The organism is Leifsonia sp. ZF2019 (assembly GCF_019924635.1).
Taxonomy (GTDB): domain Bacteria; phylum Actinomycetota; class Actinomycetes; order Actinomycetales; family Microbacteriaceae; genus Leifsonia.
This window is the reverse complement of record NZ_CP065037.1, coordinates 2,928,952-2,946,778: the sequence shown is the minus strand read 5'-3', so window position 1 is coordinate 2,946,778 and position 17,827 is coordinate 2,928,952. Positions and strand designations below refer to the sequence as shown.

At 71.9% G+C, this 17,827-nt stretch carries 18 protein-coding genes; 10 read left to right on the top strand and 8 right to left on the bottom strand.

Annotated features, from left to right (window positions below; translation table 11 throughout):
- Positions 1–144 precede the first annotated feature (144 nt).
- A complete protein-coding gene (locus IT072_RS14525) occupies positions 145–1,062 on the bottom strand; it encodes an aminodeoxychorismate lyase (RefSeq protein WP_223357571.1) in 918 nt (305 codons plus the stop codon).
- Between the two features lie 146 nt (positions 1,063–1,208).
- Entirely contained in the window at positions 1,209–1,484 is a 276-nt protein-coding gene (locus tag IT072_RS14520; RefSeq protein WP_223357570.1) for an acylphosphatase, read from the bottom strand.
- Positions 1,485–1,515: 31 nt separating this feature from the next.
- Here IT072_RS14520 and IT072_RS14515 point away from each other — a divergent pair, with 31 nt between their 5' ends.
- Positions 1,516–3,054, top strand: a complete 1,539-nt coding sequence (locus IT072_RS14515) for a DUF7059 domain-containing protein (protein WP_223357569.1) — start codon at positions 1,516–1,518, stop codon at positions 3,052–3,054.
- A gap of 3 nt (positions 3,055–3,057) precedes the next feature.
- Here the strand turns inward: IT072_RS14515 and IT072_RS14510 are convergent, their stop codons facing one another.
- Together IT072_RS14510 and IT072_RS14505 are read right to left on the bottom strand one after the other, a co-directional pair.
- A complete protein-coding gene (locus IT072_RS14510; protein WP_223357568.1) occupies positions 3,058–3,513 on the bottom strand; it encodes an iron chaperone in 456 nt (151 codons plus the stop codon).
- A 155-nt stretch (positions 3,514–3,668) separates the two neighbouring features.
- The gene (locus IT072_RS14505; protein WP_223357567.1) at positions 3,669–4,700 is read right to left on the bottom strand and encodes an aldo/keto reductase; all 1,032 of its coding nucleotides are present in this window, start codon (positions 4,698–4,700) and stop codon (positions 3,669–3,671) included.
- 48 nt (positions 4,701–4,748) lie between these two features.
- On the opposite strand from IT072_RS14505, the gene IT072_RS14500 reads away from it, so the two are divergent.
- Positions 4,749–5,261 carry a metallophosphoesterase family protein gene (locus IT072_RS14500; protein WP_223357566.1) on the top strand — a complete coding sequence of 171 codons (513 nt, stop codon included), beginning with the start codon at positions 4,749–4,751 and terminating at the stop codon, positions 5,259–5,261.
- On the opposite strand, the gene IT072_RS14495 is transcribed toward IT072_RS14500, so the two are convergent.
- Positions 5,236–5,829: an NADPH-dependent FMN reductase gene (locus IT072_RS14495; protein ID WP_223357565.1), complete on the bottom strand. Its 594-nt coding sequence runs from the start codon at positions 5,827–5,829 to the stop codon at positions 5,236–5,238. The two genes, IT072_RS14500 and IT072_RS14495, sit on opposite strands and share 26 nt — an antisense overlap.
- A 144-nt stretch (positions 5,830–5,973) precedes the next feature.
- Here IT072_RS14495 and IT072_RS14490 point away from each other — a divergent pair, with 144 nt between their 5' ends.
- Positions 5,974–6,240, top strand: coding sequence for a hypothetical protein (locus IT072_RS14490; RefSeq protein WP_223357564.1), 267 nt, complete (start codon positions 5,974–5,976; stop codon positions 6,238–6,240).
- A 73-nt stretch (positions 6,241–6,313) separates the two neighbouring features.
- Positions 6,314–9,307: a helix-turn-helix transcriptional regulator gene (locus tag IT072_RS14485; protein ID WP_223357563.1), complete on the top strand. Its 2,994-nt coding sequence runs from the start codon at positions 6,314–6,316 to the stop codon at positions 9,305–9,307.
- Positions 9,308–9,334: 27 nt separating this feature from the next.
- Here IT072_RS14485 and IT072_RS14480 read toward each other — a convergent pair whose 3' ends face one another.
- Entirely contained in the window at positions 9,335–10,354 is a 1,020-nt protein-coding gene (locus IT072_RS14480; protein ID WP_223357562.1) for a LacI family DNA-binding transcriptional regulator, read from the bottom strand.
- A gap of 127 nt (positions 10,355–10,481) precedes the next feature.
- Here IT072_RS14480 and IT072_RS14475 point away from each other — a divergent pair, with 127 nt between their 5' ends.
- Genes IT072_RS14475 through rhaS form a run of 4 tightly spaced genes read left to right on the top strand, consistent with a single transcriptional unit; the run spans position 10,482 to position 15,174 of the window.
- Positions 10,482–12,011, top strand: a complete 1,530-nt coding sequence (locus IT072_RS14475; protein ID WP_223357561.1) for a sugar ABC transporter ATP-binding protein — start codon at positions 10,482–10,484, stop codon at positions 12,009–12,011.
- Positions 12,008–13,051 (top strand): ABC transporter permease, encoded by a 1,044-nt coding sequence (locus tag IT072_RS14470; protein WP_223357560.1) that lies wholly within the window; start codon positions 12,008–12,010, stop codon positions 13,049–13,051. Before IT072_RS14475 ends, IT072_RS14470 begins: the two co-directional genes overlap by 4 nt.
- Complete coding sequence (locus IT072_RS14465) at positions 13,048–14,088, top strand: ABC transporter permease (protein WP_223357559.1); 1,041 nt, start codon at positions 13,048–13,050, stop codon at positions 14,086–14,088. The genes IT072_RS14470 and IT072_RS14465 overlap by 4 nt, the downstream gene beginning before the upstream one ends.
- 39 nt (positions 14,089–14,127) lie before the next feature.
- Positions 14,128–15,174 (top strand): rhamnose ABC transporter substrate-binding protein, encoded by a 1,047-nt coding sequence (rhaS, locus tag IT072_RS14460; RefSeq protein ID WP_442786766.1) that lies wholly within the window; start codon positions 14,128–14,130, stop codon positions 15,172–15,174.
- Positions 15,175–15,252: 78 nt separating this feature from the next.
- Here rhaS and IT072_RS14455 read toward each other — a convergent pair whose 3' ends face one another.
- A complete protein-coding gene (locus IT072_RS14455; protein ID WP_223357558.1) occupies positions 15,253–15,666 on the bottom strand; it encodes a TraR/DksA family transcriptional regulator in 414 nt (137 codons plus the stop codon).
- A 60-nt stretch (positions 15,667–15,726) separates the two neighbouring features.
- Here IT072_RS14455 and IT072_RS14450 point away from each other — a divergent pair, with 60 nt between their 5' ends.
- The gene (locus IT072_RS14450; protein WP_223357557.1) at positions 15,727–16,017 is read left to right on the top strand and encodes a hypothetical protein; all 291 of its coding nucleotides are present in this window, start codon (positions 15,727–15,729) and stop codon (positions 16,015–16,017) included.
- Between the two features lie 18 nt (positions 16,018–16,035).
- Here the strand turns inward: IT072_RS14450 and IT072_RS14445 are convergent, their stop codons facing one another.
- Complete coding sequence (locus IT072_RS14445) at positions 16,036–16,524, bottom strand: glutathione peroxidase (protein ID WP_223357556.1); 489 nt, start codon at positions 16,522–16,524, stop codon at positions 16,036–16,038.
- Between the two features lie 251 nt (positions 16,525–16,775).
- Here IT072_RS14445 and IT072_RS14440 point away from each other — a divergent pair, with 251 nt between their 5' ends.
- Entirely contained in the window at positions 16,776–17,825 is a 1,050-nt protein-coding gene (locus tag IT072_RS14440; protein ID WP_223357555.1) for an N-acetylglucosamine kinase, read from the top strand.
- Positions 17,826–17,827 lie beyond the last annotated feature (2 nt).

Genomic DNA, 17,827 nt, shown 5'->3' with positions numbered 1-17,827 from the left:
GACGACCTCCCTCCGCTGACGGTGGAACCGGCCTCGTCGCCGGTACGGTGCGTTCAGCCTAGACGGCAGCGCCGACCGTCGCGAATCGGGGAGTAACGAGGGGTCTACCGCGCGAGCGGGGGAGCCCTCGCGGTGGGTGCGGCCTCAATCCGTCCGCGACAGGAGGTACGCGTTCAGGTCCGCGGCGAGCGCGGCGTCGACGGGGTACTCGCGGTCGTCGAGCGCGGTGATCGGCGCGGCCTGGCGCACGCTGGAGACGAGCCAGAGCGCGTCGGCGGAGCGCAGCTCGTCGGCGGTGATGCGGCGGTACTCGGTCGGGTACCCGCGGTCCTCGAAGAACGCGAACACGGCGGCCTGCGTGGTACCGGCGAGGATGCCCTGGTCGGTCTGCGGGGTGCGGACGATGCCGTCGGCGAGCAGGACGACGTTCGACGTGGGCCCTTCGAGCGCGTAGCCGTCGGAACTGAGGAAGATCACGTCGTCCGCGCCGCGACGTGCCGCCTCTCGGCCAGCCGCTCGGTTGATCGCGTACGACAGGGTCTTGGCGCCGGCGAGCAGCCACGGCGAGGTCTCGGCGACGTCGTGCGGCCAGCCGCGGTCGAGCGTCACAACGCGGATGCCCCGGCGCTGGCGGGAGAAGTCCTCGCCCTCGTCGACGAACACCCAGCCGCTGGGCCGGCCTTCGCCCTCCACGCCGCGGGTGAGGATGAGCTTGGCGTACAGCTCGCCGTCGCCGCCGTTGCGCGACCGGTAGTCCGCGACTCCGGCGAGCACGGCCTCGCGCCACACCGTCGCATCCGGCTCGGGAAGGTCGAGGAGCGCCGCCGAGTGGGCCAGCCGTCCGAGGTGCGGTTCGAGCGCCTGCGGGTGCCCGTCGATCACGGCGATCGTCTCGAACACCCCATCGCCGCGCGTGATGCCGAGGTCGGTGATGCGGACCTGCGGTGCGCCGAAGTCGGCCAGGGCGTAGCCGGGGTCGCCGGCGGCGGGGTCGACCCCGTGCTCGTCCGCCGAGGCGGGACGGGTCGGCGCGGTCACGGTCATGAGGGTCGCACGGGTCATCCATACATTGTCCACCGCTCCGCCGCGAACGACCGCTGCGGTTCGGGACGAGCGCGGTGTTTCGGGACGAGTGCGGGGCGGCGCCGCGCCGCGGACGTCCCGAACGGTAGCGGTCGCGCGAGCGCGTCGCGGCCGTGCGGGGCTGGTCAGACGGTCTGCCGGATGCGGAAGCCGTCGTCGCCGTCCGTCGCCGCCTCCGAGACGTCCACGGCCCGCACGTCGGAGCCGGGAGGCCCCTGCCGCAGCCACGCGAGCATGCGGTCGACGCGCTCGTCCTCGCCTTCGACCTCCACCTCGACACTGCCATCGGCCCGGTTGCGCGCCCAGCCGGCGACGCCGAGCGTCTGCGCCTGTTCGCGCGCCGCCCAGCGGAAGCCGACGCCCTGCACCGTCCCTGTCACGATCGCTCTCCTGCGGATCACACGCCCATTGTGCTCCTGCTTGAATGGTCCGGTGAGCTCACCCGCCGATCGTGCCGCGTCCGTCGCGGCCCTCCGTTCCGACCTGACCGCGGCCGGCTTCACCGTCGCCGCCCTCACCGAGCTGTGGGGCGAGGAGGCGGCCGAGGCGTTGCACCGCGGCCAGCGGGTGCCGGCCGAGCGGGCGCTCGCCCGCCGTGAGCCCTCCGCCCTGGGCACGCTCGCGACGCTCTTCGTCCTGGGGCGCCCCCAGCCGGTCGCCGCGGCGGACAACGCGCTCCCGAGCCTCGGGATCGACGGCGCGCGGGAGCTCGGACTCCTGCGCGTGGCCGACGGCACGGCGAGCCCGTCCGTCGATCTGCGCCCGTACGCGTTCGTCGACGTGCTCGGCGCGGCGGAGTGGTGGATCGTGTCCGACCTCGGTGAGCTCGCGCTGGGTCATGCGCTCCCGGAGGATCACGTGCTCGGCGTCGGCGGGGCCTCGATGACCCTCAGCGGGCTCATGCTCCAGCGTCCGGCGCGCACGGCCCTCGACCTCGGCACCGGTTGCGGCATCCAGGCGCTGCACGCGCGGCGGCACGCCGAACGCGTCGTGGCCACCGACATCTCCGAGCGCGCCCTCGAGCTGGCCGCCCTGAACGCCGACCTCAACGATGTGGACGGCATCGAGTTCCGGCTCGGGAGCATGTTCGAGCCGGTGGCCGGGGAGCGCTTCGACCACATCGTCTCCAACCCGCCGTTCGTCATCACCCCGCGCACCGACGGCGTGCCCGCCTACGAGTACCGCGACGGCGGGATGGTGGGGGACGCGCTCGTCGCCGCCTTCGTCGCCGGCTGCGGCGAGCACCTCGAGCCGGGTGGTGTCGCCCAACTGCTCGGCAACTGGGAGTACCACGGCTACGCCGACGCGCTCGAGCGCGTGCGCGGCTGGATCGACGCCTCCGCCGTCCCGCTCGACGCGTGGGTCGTCGAGCGGGACACCGAAGACGCACCGGGCTACGCCGAGACGTGGATCCGGGACGGCGGGACCAAGCCGGGCACCGACGCCTTCGACCGCCTGCTCGCCGCCTGGCTCGACGACTTCGACGCCCGCGACGTGCGGCAGGTCGGCTTCGGCTACCTGCTGCTGCGCCGCTCCGAGGGCGCGCCGACCCTGCGTCGCTTCGAGCGCATCCACGGCTCCCTGGGCGCGAACGAGGCCGGACTCGGCGTCGCGCTGGACGCGGCGCTGGCGGCCCATGACCTGCAAGTCGCCCTCGACGACGGTGGGCTCGCCACCCTCCGGCTCGCGGTCGCCGGCGACGTGACCGAGGAGCGGCACCTCTGGCCCGGTGCTGACGCGCCGACCGCGATCCTGTTGCGCCAGGGCGGCGGCTTCGGCCGAACGGTCTCGGCGGACACCGGCCTCGCGGCCCTCGTCGGCGCGAGCGACGGCGAGCTGAGCGTCGGGGCGATCGTCGCCGCCCTCGCCCAGTTGCTCGAGGTGGACGAGGGGGCACTGCTGGCCGACCTGCTCCCGGCGGTGCGCGGGATGCTGGTCGACGGCCTCCTCATCGTCCCGGCCCAGGACTGAGGGTCAGCCCGCCGCCTTCTCCAGGAGGGCGGCGATGATCTTCTCGTCGGCGGGGGTCAGCTCGACGACCGCGAACGCCGTCGCCCACATGGTGCCCTCGTCGAGCTGTGCCGGGTCGTTGAAGCCGATCGTCGAGTAGCGCGCCGCGAACTTCGTCGCCGGCTGGAAGAACACGATGTTCTTCCCCTCCTTCGCGTAGGCGGGCATCCCGTACCAGGTCTTCGGCGCGAGGGCGGGCGCGTGCTCGGCGACCAGTTCGTGCAACCGCCGGGCGATCGCCTGCTCCTCCGGGGTCATCTCGGCGATCGTCGCCTCGACCTCGGCGGCGTCGGCGGCGGCCCGCTCCTCCTTCGAGAGCTTCTTCGACGCGCGCTTCGTCGTGATCTCCCGGGCGCGCTCCTTCATGGCGGCGCGCTCCTCGGCGGTGAAGCCGTCGGTGTCGTCCTTGGCGGGGCTCATGGCGTGTCCTCCTGAGGGTTCTGGTGAACCCAGCCTCCCGCATCCCGCTCCCGCACGCTTCTCGATTCCTGCTCGCCCCCGGCGATTTGGACCGAATGTCCGGTAAAGGCGTGCGAAACCCGACTCTTGGTCCACGTCGCGCGATGCGTGGCGTGCTACCGCCCGCCCTCACGCTTCCGGTGCCGCTGCGCCACCGCCTGCTCGCCGTACGGGTAGACCTCGGCGCGCGGGGCGCTCGCGTCGTCGAGGCGGCGGCGGAGGTCGTCGGGCAGGCGCACGTCGGCGGTGCGGAGGGTGTCGTCCAGCTGGTCGACGGTGCGGGCGCCGAGGATGACGGACGTGACGCCCGGGCGGTCGGCCAGCCAGCGGAGGGCGACCTGCGCGGAGGTCGCGCCGAGCTCGTCGGCCACGGCCGCGAGGGCATCGACCACCTCCCAGGTGCGCGGGTCGGCGTTGCGGGCGTCCCAGGCCTCCATCCCGCGGGTCGGGTTCTCGCCGAGCCGCGTCGCGCCCGTCGGGCTCTCGTCGCGACGGTACTTGCCGCTGAGCCAGCCGCCGGCGAGGGGCGACCACGGGAGGAGGCCGAGTCCGGCGTCGAGGGCGGCCGGCACGATCTCGTGCTCGATGCCGCGGACGAGGAGGTTGTACTGCGGCTGCAGCGTGACGGGCGGGGACCAACCGTGCTCGGCGGCGATCCGCGCCGCCTTGGTCAGCTGCCAGCCGAGGTAGTTCGAGAAGCCGTAGTAGGAGATCTTCCCGGCCGAGACGGCGTCGTCGAGGAAGCGCAGGGTCTCCTCGAGCGGGGTGAGGCCGTCCCAGGCGTGCAGCTGGTAGAGGTCGATGTGGTCGACGCCGAGGCGGCGGAGGGAGCCGTCGAGTGCGCGGCGCAGGTGGGTGCGCGAGAGGCCGAGGTCGTTCGGCCCGGCGCCCATCGGGAACCGCCCTTTGGTGGCGAGCACGATCTCGTCGCGGCGGCCGTGGTTGCGGGCGAGCCAGCGGCCGATGATCGATTCCGAGACGCCCGAACTGTAGACGTCCGCGGTGTCGACGAGGGTGCCGCCGCCCTCCAGGAAGTGGTCGAGGAGGGCGTGGGAGGTCGGCTCATCCGCCTCCGCCCCGAACGTCATGGTGCCGAGCGCGAGCTCCGACACCATCGTGCCGCTGTTTCCGAGGTTGCGAAGTTCCATGCGGCCGACGCTAGCCCCGGGCGGCGGCCTCCTCTAGCGTTCACAGGGATGAAGCTGCTGCTGATCTCCGACACCCACCTCCCGAAGCGCGCGCGGGCTCTGCCCGACCAGGTCCTCGAGGCGGTCGACGACGCCGACGTCGTCGTGCACGCGGGCGACTGGGTCGACGAGGCGACGCTCGACCTGCTGGAAGCGCGCTCGCGCCGTCTGATCGGCGTGTGGGGCAACAACGACGGTCCGGGGTTGCGGGCGCGGCTGCCGGAGGTCGCGCGCGCAGACCTGGGCGGGCTGCGGTTCGCGGTCGTGCACGAGACCGGAGCGGCACAGGGCAGGGAGGAGCGCGCCGACCGCGCCTACCCGGATGCGGACGTGCTCGTCTTCGGCCACTCGCACATCCCCTGGGACACGGTGTCGCCGGGCGGCCTGCGGCTGCTGAACCCGGGGTCGCCGACGGACCGCCGCCGCCAGCCCGCGTGCACCTTCCTGACGGCATCCGTCGCGGACGGCCGTCTGGCCGACGTACGGCTGGTTCCGGTCAGGAGGGCGTCGGCACGACCGTGAGCACGCGCTCGATGTATTCGAAGAACGACACCATGAAACCGCGGAGGAACGCCTCGGTGCCCTCGTCGGTGACCGTGCCGTCCTCCTCGATCAAGCCGGGTTTGAGCTGCAGGTAGGCCTCGGGAGCGTTCATCTGGGGCGCCTGGAGGAAGCTGAGGACGCTGCGCAGCTGCTGCTGCGCGACCGCCGTGCCGATGGCCCCGGTGGAGGCGCCGATCACGGCGGACGCCTTGCGGGCGATCACGTTCTCGCCGTGCGGGCGGCTCGCCCAGTCGATCGCGTTCTTGAGGGCTCCCGGGATGGAGCGGTTGTACTCCGGTGTCACGAACAGGAGGGCATCCTGTGCGGCGATGGAGGCCTTGTACTCCAGCGCGACCGCGGGGAAGTCGCCGTCGAAGTCCCTGTTGTAGAGCGGGAGGCCGCCGATCTCGATCTCGGTGAACTCCAGCTCGGCGGGTGCCAGGCGGATCAGGGCGCGGGCGAGGTGGCGGTTGATCGATCGCGAGGAGAGGCTGCCGACGAAGTAGCCGACGCGATAGGGCGGTTGCAGGACGTTGATCGTTGCCATGGGGCCAGCCTGCACCCGGGCGCGGTGCAGCGGAAGCCCCGCCGATGTCGTCTGAGCGGATCGGAATAGGGCATCTTCCCGATGCTCGGGCACCGCCTTAGCGAGCAGTCTGAGGTGGTCGGAACGAGTGAGAGGGATGGACGGATGGGACTGCTCGAGGAGTATGTGGTCGCCCGGGTGAACGCGGCGGACGACGCCCGGCGGATGGCGGAGCGCGAGGTCCTGCGGCAGCGGCGCGAGCGCGTCGTGGTCGTGCGGTGGAGGGAGGCGCTCCTGGCTCGGCGCACCGTGCGGTCGGCGCGAATCGGCGCGCGACGGTCGGCCGCTCCGGGATCGGCGGCGGGAGCCGCGGAGCCGGTCGCCGAGCCGGCGGCCGGCCCCGTGCGCGACCTCGCGCGCAGCGTGCGGTGACGGTCGTTCTGCCCTGCGCAGAGGAGGTCGCGGGAGGTGCCGGGATGTCGGTGGCGCGTGCCAGCATGAGGGAATGCGATCACCGGCGTCGAGCCCCACGATGATCGGGCGCGAGTCCGATCTCGCGGTGCTGCGCGACGAGCTCGCGACGGTCGCCGCGGGCGGCACCCGGGCCGTCGTGATCGGTGGCGAGGCGGGTATCGGCAAGACGCGCCTGCTGACCGAGTTCCTCGACGAGGTGGAGGGCTCCGCCACAGTGCTCCTGGGCCGCTGCGTCGACCTGGGCAGCGACGGCGCGCCGTATGCGCCGTTCGCCGCGGCGCTGCGCCGGCTGATCGAGCTGGTCGGCGTCGACACCGTGCTGGCGGCCGCGGGGCCGGGATCGGCGGGGCTCTCCGCCCTGCTGCCCGAGCTCGCGGACGACGGCACGCTGCCGCCCCGCACGGGAGCGGAGCGGCTGTACGAGCTGATCACGGTGCTGTTCGAGAATCTGTCGGTGTCGCGGCCGTTGGTGCTCGCGGTCGACGACATCCACTGGGCCGACACCTCCACCCTCGAACTGCTCCGGTTCGTGGTGCGGATGAGCGAGCGCGGGCGGGTGCTGGTGCTGCTCGGCTACCGCAGCGACGAGGTGTCCCGCGGTCACCCGCTGCGGGCCTATCTGGCGGAGCTCGAGCGCACGCGGCGCGTGACCCGTTGGGAGCTCGGCCGGCTCTCGCGCGATCAGGTCGCCGCGCAGCTGGAGCTGTTGCTCGGCTGCGTGCCCGACGCCGCGACCGTCGACCAGGTCAACCGCTTGAGCGAGGGCGTGCCGTTCTTCGTGGAGGAACTCGCCGGCATCGACGGCCTCGCGACCGGTGACGACCTCCCCGAGACGTTGCGGGAGCTCCTCCTCGCCCGCTACGAACGGCTGAGCGCGCCCGCGCAGCGCCTGTTGCGCGTCGTCTCCGCCGGCGGGGTGTGCGTCGAGCACGATCTGCTCACCGCGGTGTTCGACGGCACCCCGGAGCAGCTCGACGACGCCGCGCGGGAGGCGGTCGTCGCCAACGTGCTGGCGGCCGACAACACCGAGTACACCTTCCGCAACGCCCTGGTGCGCGAAGCCGTCCACGCCGATCTGCTGCCGGGGGAGCGCACGCGCTTCCACACCCGGTACGCGGAGGCGCTGGAGGCCGCGGGTCCGCAGCGCTCGGCCATCCAGCTGTCGACGCACTGGATGGCTGCGCACGACCTCCGGCGCGCGTTCACCGCGTCCGTCGAGGCGATGGAGGAGGCCCGGCGGTCGTATGCCTATGCGACCGTTGCGGCGATGGGCGACCGCGCCCTCGAACTGTGGGAGCGCGTGCCGGACGCCGAGGCGCTGGGCGGCATGAGCAGGGTCGATCTCCTGAAGCGCACCGCGTCCGCCCTCCGCAACGGGGGCGACAGCGAGCGCGCCCTCGCTCTCGTGACGGCGGCCCTCGACGACGCGGAGACGCTCGACCCGGTGCAGCACGCCCGGCTGCTGCGCGACAAGGCGCAGTACGTCACCAACCTCAACAGGCCGGGCGGCATCGAGCTGCTGCGGGAGGCGCTGGACGTGCTCCCGGCGGGTTCGACCGCTCCGGGCGACGGTCTGCGGCCGCAGCTGCTCGCCGAGCTGGCGGCACGGCTGATGCTGTCGGCCCGCTTCGAGGAGGCCGTCGAGACCGCCTCCCGCGCGATCGACGAGCTCGGCGGCACGGGCGATCTGCGCTTGTCCGTCGCCCACAACATCCGGGGCTGCGCGCTCGTCGCCACCGGCCGCATCGATGAGGGCCTCGCGGAGCTCGAACGTGCCCGGGTGGTCGCCGGCGACGACACCGCCGCCCTGTTGCGGCACGCGGTCAACACATCCGACGCGCTCAACGGGCTGGGCCGCTACGCGGAGGCGGTGGCGATCGCGGAGGCCGGCGCCGCGCGGGCCCGGGCGCGCGGTGTCGAGCGGACGTCGGGCGTGATCCTCTCCTCCAACACGATCGAGCCGCTGCTCGCCCTGGGCGACCTCGCGCGCGCCGAAGCCCTCGTCGACCCGGCGCTGGCCCTCGACCCACCGCCGAGCTTCCGCGCGCACCTCCAGCACATGAAGCTGTCGCTGATGCTCTGGCGCGGAGAGGTCGAACCGGCCGACGCGCTCTACCGGCGCTGGCGCAGCGGGCTGCGACTGCAGGGCGACCTGGAGGTGCAGTCGCAGCTCGACCTCGCGAAGATCGGGGCGGAGATCGCCCTCGCCCGCGGTGAGGTCGACGAGGCCTGGCGCGACGCCGCGATTGTGCTCGCCGACGGTCACCGCGTCATCCCGGCGAAGGATCTGCCCCTCCTCGCCACGGCGGCGCGCGCCCTCGCCGACCGTGCCCTCGCCGACCGTGCTGCGGCGGACGCGCCCGGCGCCGAGACCCGCGACCGGTTGCGCGCCGACGCGGTCGCGCTCGAGACGGCGGCCGCCGGGCTGCGGTCGTGGCCGACGGCTCCCGTCTGGACCGCGATGATCACCGCCGAACTCGCCACCGCGCGTGCTGTGCTCGCGCGCCTCGGGGAGGCTGCCCATCCGGGCGCCGACGCTTCTACGGACCGCGGAGCAACCGACGTCTCGGCGGTCTTCGCACCCGCGGTCGCCGCCTGGAGAGCGGCCGTCGAGGTCGCCTCCTCGCCCCTGGCGCCCGCGCATGTACGCCCGCTCTCGCTCTTCCGGGCGGCCCGCACGGCGCTCGCCGCCGGGGACCGCGGCTCGGCGGAGCGGCTCGCTGCCGAGGCGGTCGCCGCCGCCGAAACGCACGGCTACGGACTCATCGCGACGGCCGCCGCAGCTCTGACGGCACCGCGCGGCCCGCGTGCGCCCGCCGGTCTCTCCGGGCCCGGAGCACCGCTCACCGAGCGCGAAGAGCAGGTGCTCGCTCTGATCGAGCAGGGACTGAGCAACAAGCAGATCGGTGAGCGGCTCTTCATCAGCGCCAAGACGGCGAGCGTGCACGTGTCGAGCATCCTGCGCAAGGTCGGGGCCTCGTCCCGCACCGAGGCGGTCTATCGCGCCGGGCAGTCGGTGCGGTAGACGCGGACGCCCGCGCGGCGGGCCGGCTCAGCGCGGTTTCGGCGCCGTCGACCGCCGCGCCACCAGCTCGGGCTGGAACACGGTCTGGCGGGGGATGAGTTCGGGATCCGCCGTTTCCTCGAGCAGGATGCGGAGCGCCGTGCGGCCGATCATCGAGCGCGGTTGACGCATCGACGACAGCGGCACGGCCGCCGCGCCCGCGAACGCGATGTCGTCGAATCCGATGATCGCGATGTCGTCCGGGACGGCGACGCGTCCGTCGGCGACGATCGCCTGCAGCAGGCCGAGCGCGATCAAATCGTTGGAGGCGAAGAGCGCATCGGGCAGCTCGTGGCGAGGCCGGCTCAGGATGCGTGCCCCGGCCTCCGCGCCCTGCTCGACGGTCATCGCCGCGGTGGCGACGACCTCCAACTCGACGGGTGCCGACGCATTCTCGGCGGCCACCCGCGCGCCGGCGAGGCGATCGCGCACCTGCCGGATCTCGAACGGGCCGCCCACGAAGGCGATCCGGCGTCGGCCGGTCTCGATGAGGTGCTCGACCGCCATCCGGCCGCCCGCCACGCTGTCCACCGAGACCGAACTGAACCGGCTGCTGCCGCCGAAGCGGTCCACCAGTACGGCACGGATCCCCCGCTGCCGCAGCTGCTCCAGGCGCGGCTGGATGTCTCCGAACGGGGCGATGAGCACGCCGCGCACCTGCTGCTCCTCGAACAGGTCGAGATAGAGGCGCTCACGGTCGGCGTCCTCATCCGTGTTGCCGTAGAGGATCGCGATGCTGTGCTTCGACGCTTCGTCCTCCGCGCCGCGCACCACGTCGTTGAAGAACGGGTTCTGGCCGTCGAGCACCACGAACCCGACGATCGTGCTGACGCCTTTGCGCAGCCTCCGGGCGGCGTCGTTGGGCACATAGCCCAGCGCCTGGATCGAGCGCGTGACCCGCACGACGAGCTCGGCGGAGACCTCGTCGGGCCGGTTGAGCACGTTGGAGACGGTGCCGACGGAGACGCCCGCATGCTGCGCGACATCCCGGATACTAGCCGGTTGCATCGTTGCTCCTCGTCCGGTGCTGCTGTTCAAACGCCTCGCTTGACCGAGGCGCACTCCCCAAATATAGTGTAGCTGAATCGCTCCTGAATCGATTCATATTCCCGTTCACCTCAATGAGGAGGCAGCAGTGTCCAGCAGCAACCCCACGACAGCGGCACCGCCGGTGCTGGAACTGTCGCGGGTGGTGAAGTCGTTCGGGGCCGTCGTCGCCCTCCGCTCGGGCAGCATCCGGGTCGAACCGGGAACCATCCACGCCCTCGTCGGCGAGAACGGCGCGGGCAAGTCCACGCTCGTGAAGATCGTCGCCGGACTGTACCGCCGCGACGCGGGAGAGTTCCGCCTCCGCGGCGAGGACGTCGACTTCTCCTCCACCGCGCAGGCGAAGGCGGCCGGCGTCGCCGTCATCTACCAGGAGCCCACGCTCTTCCCCGACCTCTCGGTCACCGAAAACGTCTTCATGGGCCGTCAGCCGAAAGGCCGGTTCGGTCGCATCGACCGACGCCGCATGCGCCAGGAGGTGCAGGCCCTGTTCCAGCGGCTCGGCGTCCGGATCGACCCCGACCGGCTGGCCGAGGGCCTCTCGATCGCCGACCAGCAGATCATCGAGATCGCCAAGGCGGTGTCGCTCGACGCGCGCCTGCTGATCATGGACGAGCCGACCGCGGCGCTCTCGGGCGTCGAGGTGGAGCGCCTGTTCGCCGTCGCCCGCAGCCTGCGCGACGAGGGCCGCGGCATCGTCTTCATCTCCCACCGCTTCGACGAGGTGTTCTCGCTGTGCGACACCATCACCGTCATGCGTGACGGCTCGTACGTGTCGTCCGACCCGACCGCGAAAGTGAGCGAGGACGAGATCGTGCGCCGGATGGTCGGCCGCGACGTCACCGAGCTCTTCCCGAAGCAGGAGACGGTCATCGGCGAGCCGTTGCTCGAGGTGCGGGGCCTCACCGCGGCCGGAGTGTTCTCCGATGTCGACGTCACCGTCCGCTCCGGCGAGATCGTCGCGCTCGCGGGTCTCGTCGGCGCGGGCCGCAGCGAGATCGCCCGTGCCGTCTTCGGCGTCGACGGGTACGAGTCGGGCACGGTCCGGCTCGCCGGGCGCGTGATCCCGAAGCGACGTCCGACCGCGGCGATGGCCGCCGGACTGGCGCTCGTCCCGGAGGACCGTCGCAAGCAGGGGCTGGTGCTCGAGGAGTCGGTCGCCCGCAATTCGACGCTCGCCATCCGCACCCGCCTGTCGAAGCTCGGCCTCATCCGCAACGCGTCGGAGAACGCGTCGGCACGCGTGTGGGCGAGCCGCCTCCAGCTGAAGACCAACGCGCTGGACACGCTGGTCGGCACCCTCTCGGGCGGCAACCAGCAGAAGGTCGTGCTGGGCAAGTGGCTCTCGACCGAGCCGCGGGTGCTCATCATCGACGAGCCGACCCGTGGAATCGACGTCGGCACGAAGGCGGAGGTGCACCGGCTGCTCTCCGAGCTCGCAGGCCGCGGGATGGGGATCCTCATGATCTCGTCCGAGCTGCCGGAGGTGCTCGGGATGGCCGACCGTGTGCTCGTCGTCCGCGAAGGCCGCATCACCGCCGAGTTCGACCGCGCCGACGCCGACGCCGAGAACGTCATGTTCGCCGCCACGCACGCCGCCGAGGAGGCCGCACGATGACCACCACCGCCCCGGCCCCGCCGACCCCGCCCGGGTCGAGCACGGCGAGCCGCCTCTTCCGCAGCTTCACGCGCGCCCGCGAGACCGGCATTCTGGTCGCTCTCGTGATCGTGATCGCCGTGACCACCGCGATCAACCCCAGCTTCCTGTTCAGCCCCGACGGCTGGCGCGACCTGCTGCTGACGCCCGCCATCCTCGCGCTGGTCGCGATCGGGCAGGCCATCGTCATCATCACCCGCAACGTCGACCTCTCCGTCGGATCCGTGGTGGGCCTGACCGCCTACCTCACCGGGCAGCTGTTCGTCGGCGTCCCGGGCATCCCGATCATCCTCGTGTTCGTGATCGGGGCGATCGCGGGCGGCCTGCTCGGCCTCGTCAACGGAGCGCTCGTCGCCTACGGCAAGGTTCCCGCGCTCGTCATCACGCTCGGCACTCTGTACGCGTACCGCGGCATCAACGTCCTGTGGGCCGGGAGCAACCGCATCAACGCCTCCGACGTGCCCTCCGCCTTCCTCAACCTGGGCACGGGGTCGTTCCTCACCATCCCGTACCTGACGATCCTCGCGCTCGTCGTGCTGCTGGTCGCGGGCTGGTATCTGCGCAACCGGCGCGGCGGACGCGAGCTGTACGCGATCGGGTCCGACCCGGCCGCGGCCGAGCTCTACGGCCTGAAGGTCACGCGGCGCGTCCTCACGGCGTTCATCCTCTCCGGAGCGCTCGCCGGTCTCGCCGGGGTGCTCTTCGTGGCCCGCTACGGCACGGTGAGCTCGCAGACCGGAACCGGGCTCGAGCTGCAGGCCGTCGGCGCCGCCGTCATTGGCGGCGTCGCGATCTTCGGCGGCAGCGGCTCCGTCTACGGCGCGGCGCTCGGCGCGATGCTCCTGCTCACCATCAATCGCGCCCTCCCGATCCTGGGCATCCAGGACTTCTGGCAGCAGGCGGTCGTCGGCGTGCTGATCATCGGCGCCATCGTGCTCGATCGCGTCCTCGCCCTGCGGCTCACGCGCCGCCTCGTCGCCGAAAGAGAGGTCGCCGCATGACCGGCATCGACACCGCCGCCACCACGGCGGCACCGCGCACCTACCCCGACTACAGCCGCCCGCTGTGGCAGCGCTGGGTGCTGACGCGGGAGTCCGCGGTGATCGGCGCCCTCGTCGTGGTCGCGATCGTCGCCTCCGCGGTCGTCCCGAACTTCGGCACTCCGGTGACCTTGGGGTTCCTCCTGCTGGACGTGACGCCGATCCTGATGATCGCGCTGCCGATGACCTTCGTCATCGTCTCGGGCGAGATCGACCTCTCCGTCGCCAGCACCCTCGGGCTCAGCAGCGTCATGCTGGGCGTTCTGACCAAGGCCGGGTGGCCCATCGAGGCGGCGATGGTGGCGTGCCTCATCGTCGGGCTCCTCGCCGGCGCGGTCAACGGATTCCTCGTCACCGTCGTGGGACTGCCGTCGCTCGCGGTCACGATCGGCACGCTCGCCCTCTTCCGCGGCATCGCCGTGGGACTGCTGGGGACGACGGCCATCACCGACTTCCCGTTCTTCTGGCAGAACCTCGTGCAGATGCGGTTCGGGAACTCCGGCATCCCCGTCGTCATGGTCCTGGTGGTCGTGCTCATCGCGATCTTCGCGGTGGTGCTGCACGCGACCCCGTACGGCCGCGGATTGTTCGCCCTCGGACTCAGCAAGGAGACCGCCGCCTTCTCGGGGGTGAACGTCGCCCGCACCAAGTTCATCGCCTTCCTGCTCACCGGCCTGATCTCGGCCCTGGCCGGCATCTACTGGACGCTGCGCTACGGCAGCGCTCGCGGTGACAACGCGACCGGACTGGAGCTCTCGGTCATCGCCGCCGTGCTCCTCGGCGGGGTGTCCATCTTCGGCGGCAAGGGTGCGCTGCACGGCGTCGTCGCCGGCGTGCTCCTCATCGGCGTGCTGCAGAGCGCGCTCCGCCTCGCCAACGTCAGCTCCGACGCCATCAACATCATCACCGGCGTGCTGCTGATCGTCTCGGTGCTCTCGCCCCGCGTTCTGGCCTGGCTCAGGGCCTCGGGCGCCACCCGGCACAGAACGCTCACCTGATCCCTCCCGCACCACAGCAATCCACCATCGAAAGGAACAATGATGTTGCCCTCCACCAAGCGCCGCGCCACGCGCCGGCTCCTGACCGTCGGCGCCGGCGTCGTCGCGGTCGCCCTCGCGCTCACCGCCTGCTCGTCCGGCTCCGGCTCGGGCTCCACCTCCGGCGGCGACAAGAACTACAAGATCACCTTCCTGCCCAAGAACCTCGGCAACCCGTACTTCGACACGTCGGACAAGGGTGGCGAGACCGCGATCAAGTCGTTCGGCGGCACCTACAACCAGGTCGGGCCTTCGACGGCGACTGCGGACGCGCAGGTCAGCTACATCAACACGCTGACCCAGCAGCAGGTCGGCGCGATCGTCCTCTCGGCCAACGACCCGACCGCGCTGGGCAGCGCGCTCACGCAGGCGAAGTCGGCCGGCGTGAAGATCGTCACCTTCGACTCCGACACCGACGCCAAGTACCGCGACGTCTTCGTCAACCAGGCGACCGCCGAGGGCATCGCCAAGGTGCAGGTGGACATCATCACGAAGGAGATCGGGGACAGCGGCGAGGTCGCCATCCTCTCGGCCGCCGCGAACGCGACGAACCAGAACGCCTGGATCGACTTGATGAAGAAGGACCTCGCGGACAACCACCCGAACGTCAAGCTCGTCGACACCGTCTACGGCAATGACGACGACCAGACGTCGTTCGACAAGACGGCCGCCCTGCTCCAGACGCACCCGAACCTGAAGGGCATCATCTCGCCCACCACGGTCGGCGTTGCAGCGGCCGCCCGCTACCTGTCGACCTCGGACGCCAAGGGCAAGGTCAAGCTGACCGGCCTCGGCACGCCGAACCAGATGCGCGAGTTCGTGAAGGACGGCACCGTCGACGAGTTCGCGCTCTGGAACCCGGAGGATCTCGGCTACCTGGCCGCCTTCACCGCCAAGGCGCTGATCGATGGCACGATCACCGGCAAGAAGGGCGACTCCTTCGAAGCGGGCAAGCTCGGCAAGTTCACCGTCGGCGACAACAACACGGTGCTGCTGGGCGACCCCTACGTGTTCAACAAGGACAACATCGACAAGTTCAACTTCTGATCGATGCTCCGCCCCGGCCGGTCCGGGGGAACGGGTCGGTGCCGCGTGCACCGGCCCGTTCCGCATGTCCGGGACGGCTCAGCGTTCGGCGGCGGTCGCGCAGAAGATGCAGAGCTCGGCGGTCGGCCGGGCGCGCAGCCGGTCGACGCCGATGGGGCGCACGCAGGTGGCGCACACGCCGTAGGTGCCGAGGCGGAGGCGCTCGCCGGCGGCTTCCACCGCGGCCAGATCGGCGGCGGCGTCCGCCCGCACGGCCTGCAGCCTGCTCCACTCGGAGCTGAGCGTCGGCCCCTCCGGATCGTGCTCGTCATCGGCGGTGGACTCCGATCTCGACGCCAGGAGCGCGCCCAGCGTCTCCGCGATGTGCTCCGACTCGGCGATGTCGTCGTGCCGTCGGCGGTCCAGCATGGCCGCGAGCTCATCGAGCTCCGCCTCGCTCAGTCCGCTCACGCCGTAGAGATCGATCCGGCCCGTATCCGTCCTGGTGTGCATCGACGCACTCCTTTCCCCCCGTGAGAGGGTACCCCCGGCTCCGCCCGTAGGCTCGGAGCCGTGCCTTCCTATCGTGTGATCGTGTCCGTCGGTGCGTTGCGCCCGGGCGTCTCGCCGCAGGCCGTCGAGCCCGCGGCGGCCGCCGCTGCGGGGGAGCGCACCGTGGTCGAGGCGTCGAGCGTCGACATCGTCGCGCGGGAGGCGCGCCTGACCGTGCGATTCGTCGCCGACACCGCAGCCGAGGCGGTGAGCATCGCCGAGCACACCGTCGAGCGCATCGCCGCGCTCGCCGAGCCCACGTCCTGGCGTCTCACCGAGCGCGTCGGCGGTCGCTGGTTCCGCCGGGCATGAGAGCCCGGCGCTGCGGCGTCACGCAGCGGCCGGCAGCGCGCCCTCGATCAGCGCCACGATCGCCGGGTCGTCCGGCTCCGTCGTCGGACGGAACCGGTGCACGGCCCCGTCCGGGGTGACGACGAACTTCTCGAAGTTCCACTTGACCTTGCCGGCCTTGCCCGCTTGATCCGGGTGCGTCGTCAGCTCCGCGTACAGGGGATGCGCGGAGCGCCCGTTCACCCGCACCTTCTCCATCATCGGGAAGGTCACACCCCACGTGGTCGAGCAGTACTCCTTGATGGCATCGGTCGAGCTCAGCTCCTGCAGGAACTGGTTGCTCGGGAAGCCGATCACGGTGAAGCCGCGATCGCCGTAGGTCTCCTGCAACTGCTCGAGCTTCTCGTACTGCGGGGCCAGTCCGCAGCGGGAAGCGACGTTGACGATGAGGATGACCTTGCCGGAGTAATCGGCCAGCGAGGCGGGAGCGCCGTCGATGGTGGTGAAGGGGATGTCCATGAGGCTCATGATGCGAGCGTAAGACAGTCGCACGTCCTGCGGGGGCGGGAAGCGGTGTGCACAGCGAAGACACAGCGGCGGTTCGCTCCTCCGCGTGGGGGTGCCGATGCGCCTGGACGGCGTCGTACGTCAGCTGCAGCGACGGCAGCGGATCGGAGCCGCTCCGGCGAGCCCACGTTCGTCCGGTCCTGTCCACCGGTCGCCGATGTGCCGAATGTAAACAATGTTCCTCGGAATTGATCCCGAGGTAAATTTGCGTCATGGTGTTTCCTGCCGGTCGGCTCGGATCGGCGGGTGCGACGAAGGAGGCGGCCGTGCGGGTGCTGGCGATCGACATCGGCGGAACGGGGTCCCGTGCGTCGCTCACGGGCGAGGACCAGGTCACCGGTCCGGGTGTGAGCGTCGGGCCGGCGGGCATCCGCGTCGCGCCCCTTCTCGACGACCTGCTGGCCGGAGTGCCAGCCGAGCGCGTCGCCCGCGCCGAGACCGTCTCGGTCGGGATGAGCGGGCTGCTCGGGCTGACCCCGCCGGACACGGTGCTCGCCGAGCTGCGCCGCCGCTGGCCGCACGCCCGGATCCTGCTCGCCTCCGACGCCGTCACGGCGGCGGCCGCGGCCCTCGGGCTCGACGGGGGAGCGGTGCTGGCGGTCGGGACGGGCGTCGTCGGGCTCGCGACGGACTTCCACGACGTCTGGCGCCGCGCCGACGGCTGGGGGCACCTGCTCGGCGATGAGGGCGGCGGCGCGTGGATCGGGCTCGCCGGCCTTCGCGCCGCCGTGCGCGAGCACGACGGCCGCCCCGGTGGATCGCCGGTCCTCCTCGATGCCGCAACGCGTGCCCTCGGACCGGTCGGCGGATTCCCCGCGCGGCTCTACACCCGGGACGACCGCGCGGGCGTCCTCGCCTCGTTCGCTCCCGCCGTGGCCGATGCCGCGCGCGACGGCGATCCGATCGCCCTCGCCATCTGGCGGGAGGCCGCGGAGGCGCTGGCGGCGACGGCGGAGGCCCTCCTGGCCGCGCCGGTGCGCCGACGGCTCGCCGTGATCGGCGGCGTGACCGGCGTGGGGGCGCTCCTGCTCGACCCGCTGCGCGAGCGGCTCGAGAACAGGGTTCCGGACGTCGAGCTGGTGACGCCCGCCGTCCGCCCGCTCGACGGCGCCCTGCTGCTCGCGGGCGCGGGCGACCTCCCCTCAGGAGGGCATCCGCCGTACCTCACGATCGTGGCCGCCGATCCGCCCGGCGGCGGTCGCGCCGCCGACACATCCACCCCGACCGCGCCGGCCACCCCGGCCCACCCCGCAGGAGCCTGACC

What these genes read in the sequence shown, in the direction of transcription:
- IT072_RS14525 (WP_223357571.1), bottom strand. Translation starts at nt 1,062, where the DNA reads ATGACCCGTGCGACCCTCATGACCGTGACCGCGCCGACCCGTCCCGCC.
- IT072_RS14510 (WP_223357568.1), bottom strand. Translation starts at nt 3,513, where the DNA reads ATGAGCCCCGCCAAGGACGACACCGACGGCTTCACCGCCGAGGAGCGC.
- IT072_RS14505 (WP_223357567.1), bottom strand. Translation starts at nt 4,700, where the DNA reads ATGGAACTTCGCAACCTCGGAAACAGCGGCACGATGGTGTCGGAGCTC.
- IT072_RS14500 (WP_223357566.1), top strand. Translation starts at nt 4,749, where the DNA reads ATGAAGCTGCTGCTGATCTCCGACACCCACCTCCCGAAGCGCGCGCGG.
- IT072_RS14495 (WP_223357565.1), bottom strand. Translation starts at nt 5,829, where the DNA reads ATGGCAACGATCAACGTCCTGCAACCGCCCTATCGCGTCGGCTACTTC.
- IT072_RS14490 (WP_223357564.1), top strand. Translation starts at nt 5,974, where the DNA reads ATGGGACTGCTCGAGGAGTATGTGGTCGCCCGGGTGAACGCGGCGGAC.
- IT072_RS14485 (WP_223357563.1), top strand. Translation starts at nt 6,314, where the DNA reads ATGCGATCACCGGCGTCGAGCCCCACGATGATCGGGCGCGAGTCCGAT.
- IT072_RS14480 (WP_223357562.1), bottom strand. Translation starts at nt 10,354, where the DNA reads ATGCAACCGGCTAGTATCCGGGATGTCGCGCAGCATGCGGGCGTCTCC.
- IT072_RS14470 (WP_223357560.1), top strand. Translation starts at nt 12,008, where the DNA reads ATGACCACCACCGCCCCGGCCCCGCCGACCCCGCCCGGGTCGAGCACG.
- IT072_RS14465 (WP_223357559.1), top strand. Translation starts at nt 13,048, where the DNA reads ATGACCGGCATCGACACCGCCGCCACCACGGCGGCACCGCGCACCTAC.
- rhaS (WP_442786766.1), top strand. Translation starts at nt 14,128, where the DNA reads ATGATGTTGCCCTCCACCAAGCGCCGCGCCACGCGCCGGCTCCTGACC.
- IT072_RS14455 (WP_223357558.1), bottom strand. Translation starts at nt 15,666, where the DNA reads ATGCACACCAGGACGGATACGGGCCGGATCGATCTCTACGGCGTGAGC.
- IT072_RS14445 (WP_223357556.1), bottom strand. Translation starts at nt 16,524, where the DNA reads ATGAGCCTCATGGACATCCCCTTCACCACCATCGACGGCGCTCCCGCC.
- IT072_RS14440 (WP_223357555.1), top strand. Translation starts at nt 16,776, where the DNA reads ATGGTGTTTCCTGCCGGTCGGCTCGGATCGGCGGGTGCGACGAAGGAG.